Below are 4,212 nucleotides of genomic sequence, written 5' to 3' on the forward strand. Positions count from 1 at the left end.
TAATCAGCGTAATCATCATAATCCTGAGTCAGACAAAATCCGCACTTTTTTAAGTATCTTCATAGTTCGCACTATTATCTGCTTAAATTAATCTTCGCTCATGAAAATCGGTATCCTTGGAAGCGGACCTGTTGGGTTAACTCTTGGTAAAGGGCTCATTCAAACAGGTCATCAAGTTACAATCGGTACCCGTAATCCCTCCAGGGAAGCCCTCCAACAATGGATAAAGAAACAAGGAAAGCAGGCCATGGCCGGCACTTTCAGGCAGGCAGCCGAATTTGGGGAACTGCTGCTGATCTGTACCAGTTGGGCAGGCACCAAAAAAGCCATTGAAGCCGCCGGTATATGGAACTTCAAATCCAAAACAGTGGTGGATGTTACCAATCCCCTCGATGGCAAAGGCCCCGATGAAAACGGACGCCTTACCCTCACCATTGGTCATACCAACTCCGCCGGGGAACAAATACAAGCCTGGCTGCCCCCCGATGCCAATGTAGTAAAGGCGCTCAGCTGTATTGGCCATGAAAAAATGTTGCTGCCTGATTTTAAGGAAGGTGCACCCACTATGTTTATCGCCGGTAATAATAATGATGCTAAACGGGAAGTGGTGAACCTTCTCCACCAGATAGGCTGGCACGATGTAGCGGATATGGGAAAGATAGAAATGAGCCGCAGCATAGAACCGCTCTCCATTTTATGGTCCGCCTGGGGATTTCTGAACGACAGCTCCGGGCACGCCTTCAAGCTATTAAAACGATAAAGAATAAAAAAAGGGACTGGTGCATTGCCAGTCCCTTTTTTTATTTTACCTGTTTTGAATTTATGTAGAAGTTTTTATCTACCTCAAAATTCTTCAGATCAGTTAAAGTAATATTGGAGCTACGCCACAATGTGCCGGGGTATATCAGCTTATAACCATTATCGCTCAGCTTCACTTTCACCGGCATATTAAAGTCCTTTACATCAGACACCCAGCGGTACTGCAGCTGCTGCCCGTTGAAGCGGTACTCCAGCGTAGGGATCGTAGTATGACGCAGGTACTGGTCAAATACTTTATCCAGGTTCATACCCACCACCTGGCTCATATAGTCTTCAATGTCGCGGGTAGTCACGGTTTGATGATAGAACGTTTTGTTCAGCCCCCTCAGTAACTGGCGGAAAGCCTCATCGTTTTCCATGATCTGCCGGATGTTATGCAGCATGTTGGCCCCTTTATAATACATATCACCGCTTCCTTCGGCGTTTACTCCGTAAGGTGCAATGATAGGTTTATCATTTAAGATATTTTTACGGATGCCCTGAACGTATTCATCTGCGGCCTTACGCCCGTACTGGCATTCGGTGTAGAGGGTTTCGGAATAGTTGGTGAAGGATTCGTGGATCCACATATCCGCCAGGTCTTTGCTGGTGATGCTGTTGCCAAACCATTCGTGGCCGCTTTCATGGATAATGAGGAAGTCCCACTTCAGGCCCCAGCCTGTGCCGGAAAGGTCCCTGCCGGAATAGCCCATCTGGTATTTGTTGCCGTATGCCACACCGCTCTGGTGCTCCATTCCCAGGAACGGTGCTTCTATCAGTTTGTAGCTGTCTTTATAAAAAGGATACTTTCCAAACCAGTACTCAAAGCATTTCAGCATAGGCTTTACTACTTTGAAATGCTCCCGCGCTTTGTCTTCATTATAATCCAGTACCCAGAAACCCAGGTCCAGTTTGCCGCCTTCGCCGGAGTAGGTATCCTTCATTTCTATATAGTTACCTATGTTCACGGCTACATCATAATTATTGATCGGGTTGCTCACATACCATACAAAGGTTTTGGTGCCGTCGGGGTTGTCGATGGTCTTTTTTAAACGGCCGTTGGATACATCAGTGAGATCGGAAGGAACGGTAACGCTGATGGTCATATCTTCCGGCTCATCGCTTTGCGTGTCTTTGTTCGGCCACCAGATGCTGGCGCCAAGGCCCTGGCAGGCAGTGGCTATCCAGGGGCGGCCTTTCTCGTCTTTGGCCCAAACCACGCCGCCGTCCCAGGGGGCTTTCGCTGCTTTGCGGGGTTTGCCGCTATAAAATACCGTGATCTTTTTTGATTTATCTTTTGCCTGCGGCGCTGCCATCCTGATAAACCAGGCATTGCCGTCGCGGGTAACGGGCAGCGATTTTTTGTCCTGTACCACACTATCTATCACCATGGGCGCCTGCAGGTCTATCTGCATCACGGAATCCGGTTTCAGTACCTTATAGGTAATGGTATTGAAACCGCTGAAGGTGCTGTCGTCCGGGTTTACCTGCACGTGCAGGTCGTAGTTTGTTACATCCCACCAGGCGCGTTGTGGGGTGATAGTGCCTCTCAGCGTGTCTGCCCTGCTGAACTGCTGTGCCCCTGCAGTTAAGGTAGCCATTAGGGCCATACAAAGCATAGGTATGCCGCGCATATTTATTCGTATATTTTAGCCTGAAAGATATTAATTTACTGCCAGATGAAAAGTAGTTATTGTCAGGTGGTTATATGCAGATGGGGGCTTGCTGTGCTATGCAGCCTCCTGCTTGGGGCGTGCGGTAGCCCGGAAAAACAGTCGCTGCGTGTATTCCGCTATAACAGTACCAACGGAATTGCCAGCCTCGACCCCGCGTTTGCCAAAAGCCAGGAAGTAATATGGGCGGTAAAGCAATTGTACAACACCCTGGTGGAGCCCGACAGCAACCTGGTGATCCGTCCCTCGCTGGCAAAACAATGGCGCGAATCGGCGGACCACCGCACCTATACCTTCGACCTGAGAACGGATGTATACTTTCACGACAGCGACATTTTCCCCGGGGGCAAAGGCCGCCGGATGACGGCGCACGACGTGGTATATAGCCTCCGCCGTATCATGGACCCCGCCACGGCATCGCCCGGCGCCTGGATCTTCAACGGCAAACTCTCTGCCGACAGCGGCTTTAAAGCCCTCAATGATTCTACCTTTGAACTAAAGCTGTACCGGCCTTTCCACCCGGTGCTGGGTATCCTCAGCATGCAATATTGCTCCATTGTGCCGCATGAGGCCATTGAAAAATACGGGAAAGACTTCCGCAACCACCCCTGCGGCACCGGCCCGTTCCGCTTTTTCCTCTGGGACGAAGGACAGGCGCTGGTGCTGCACCGCAATCCTCTTTACTTTGAAACAGATAGCGCCGGGCATCGCCTGCCTTACCTGGAAGCGGTACAGGTAGGCTTCCTCGAAAGCAAGGCATCAGAGTTCCTGTTGTTCCGGCAGGGGCAGCTGGACTTTATGAATGATATAGACGCTTCCTTTAAAGACGAAGTACTCACCAAACAAGGGCAGCTTCGTAAGGAGTGGGAGGGGAAAATGGTGCTGAACAAACATCCTTATCTGAATACGGAATACCTGGGCTTTCTTACAGATAGCAGCATGGCTATCGTAAAAGCATCGCCGCTCCGGTGGAAAAAGATCCGGCAGGCCATCAACTACGGTATAGACCGTACGAAAATGATGACCTATCTCCGCAATGGCATAGGAACCGCTGCCACTGCGGGTTTTGTACCGGCAGGGTTGCCGTCTTTTTCTGCACAGCGGGTAAAAGGCTATCCCTGCAACCCCGCAATGGCCCGGCAGCTGCTGCGGGAAGCCGGCTTCCCCGACGGGAAAGGACTGCCCGTCATTAAATTATTGTCTATTCCCATTTACGCCGATCTGGCCAACTATGTGGCCAACCAGCTGGAGAACGTGGGCATACGCGTACAGGTGGAGATTGTACAGAAAAGCCTGTTGCTGGAGCAAACCGCCAAATCCCAGGCGTTATTTTTCAGGGGCAGCTGGATCGCCGATTATCCCGATGCAGAAAGCTACCTGGCCATGTTTTACAGCAAAAATCCCGCACCGCCTAATTATACCCGCTATCATAACCCTGCTTTCGACCGGCTGTATGAAGCCTCCCTGCAGGAGATCAATGATAGCCTCCGCTATGCCCAATACCAGGAGATGGATAATATGATCATGGCAGACGCCGCAGTAGTGCCGCTGTTTTACGATGAAGTGGTAAGACTTGTGCAACCCAACATCTCCGGATTCAGCAATAACGGTATGAATCTCTTAGAGTTACGTCGGGTAAAGAAAATTAAAATTTAAAATTATTTTAACATTTTATTCACCACCCGGTTTAGCTATACTGGTTTTATATCCGCTTAATTAGCTTACCTTTGACGCTTATTTG

The 4,212-nt window shown here is 49.8% G+C and carries 3 protein-coding genes; 2 read left to right on the forward strand and 1 reads right to left on the reverse strand.

The genetic code is table 11. The features are described 5' to 3' along the window. Positions 1-100 precede the first annotated feature (100 nt). The gene (locus tag VN105_RS22155) at positions 101-760 is read left to right on the forward strand and encodes an NADPH-dependent F420 reductase (protein ID WP_325644307.1); all 660 of its coding nucleotides are present in this window, start codon (positions 101-103) and stop codon (positions 758-760) included. A 40-nt stretch (positions 761-800) separates the two neighbouring features. Here the strand turns inward: VN105_RS22155 and VN105_RS22160 are convergent, their stop codons facing one another. Further along, complete coding sequence (locus VN105_RS22160; protein WP_325644309.1) at positions 801-2,432, reverse strand: M1 family metallopeptidase; 1,632 nt, start codon at positions 2,430-2,432, stop codon at positions 801-803. Positions 2,433-2,477: 45 nt separating this feature from the next. On the opposite strand from VN105_RS22160, the gene VN105_RS22165 reads away from it, so the two are divergent. After that, positions 2,478-4,127, forward strand: a complete 1,650-nt coding sequence (locus VN105_RS22165; protein WP_325644311.1) for an ABC transporter substrate-binding protein — start codon at positions 2,478-2,480, stop codon at positions 4,125-4,127. Positions 4,128-4,212 lie beyond the last annotated feature (85 nt).

It is taken from the genome of Chitinophaga sp., from assembly GCF_035564935.1.
Classification (GTDB): Bacteria; Bacteroidota; Bacteroidia; order Chitinophagales; family Chitinophagaceae; genus Chitinophaga.

Coding starts and splice junctions, on each gene's coding strand:
- VN105_RS22155 (WP_325644307.1), top strand. CDS start 101: ATGAAAATCGGTATCCTTGGAAGCGGACCTGTTGGGTTAACTCTTGGT.
- VN105_RS22165 (WP_325644311.1), top strand. CDS start 2,478: ATGAAAAGTAGTTATTGTCAGGTGGTTATATGCAGATGGGGGCTTGCT.
- VN105_RS22160 (WP_325644309.1), bottom strand. CDS start 2,432: ATGCGCGGCATACCTATGCTTTGTATGGCCCTAATGGCTACCTTAACT.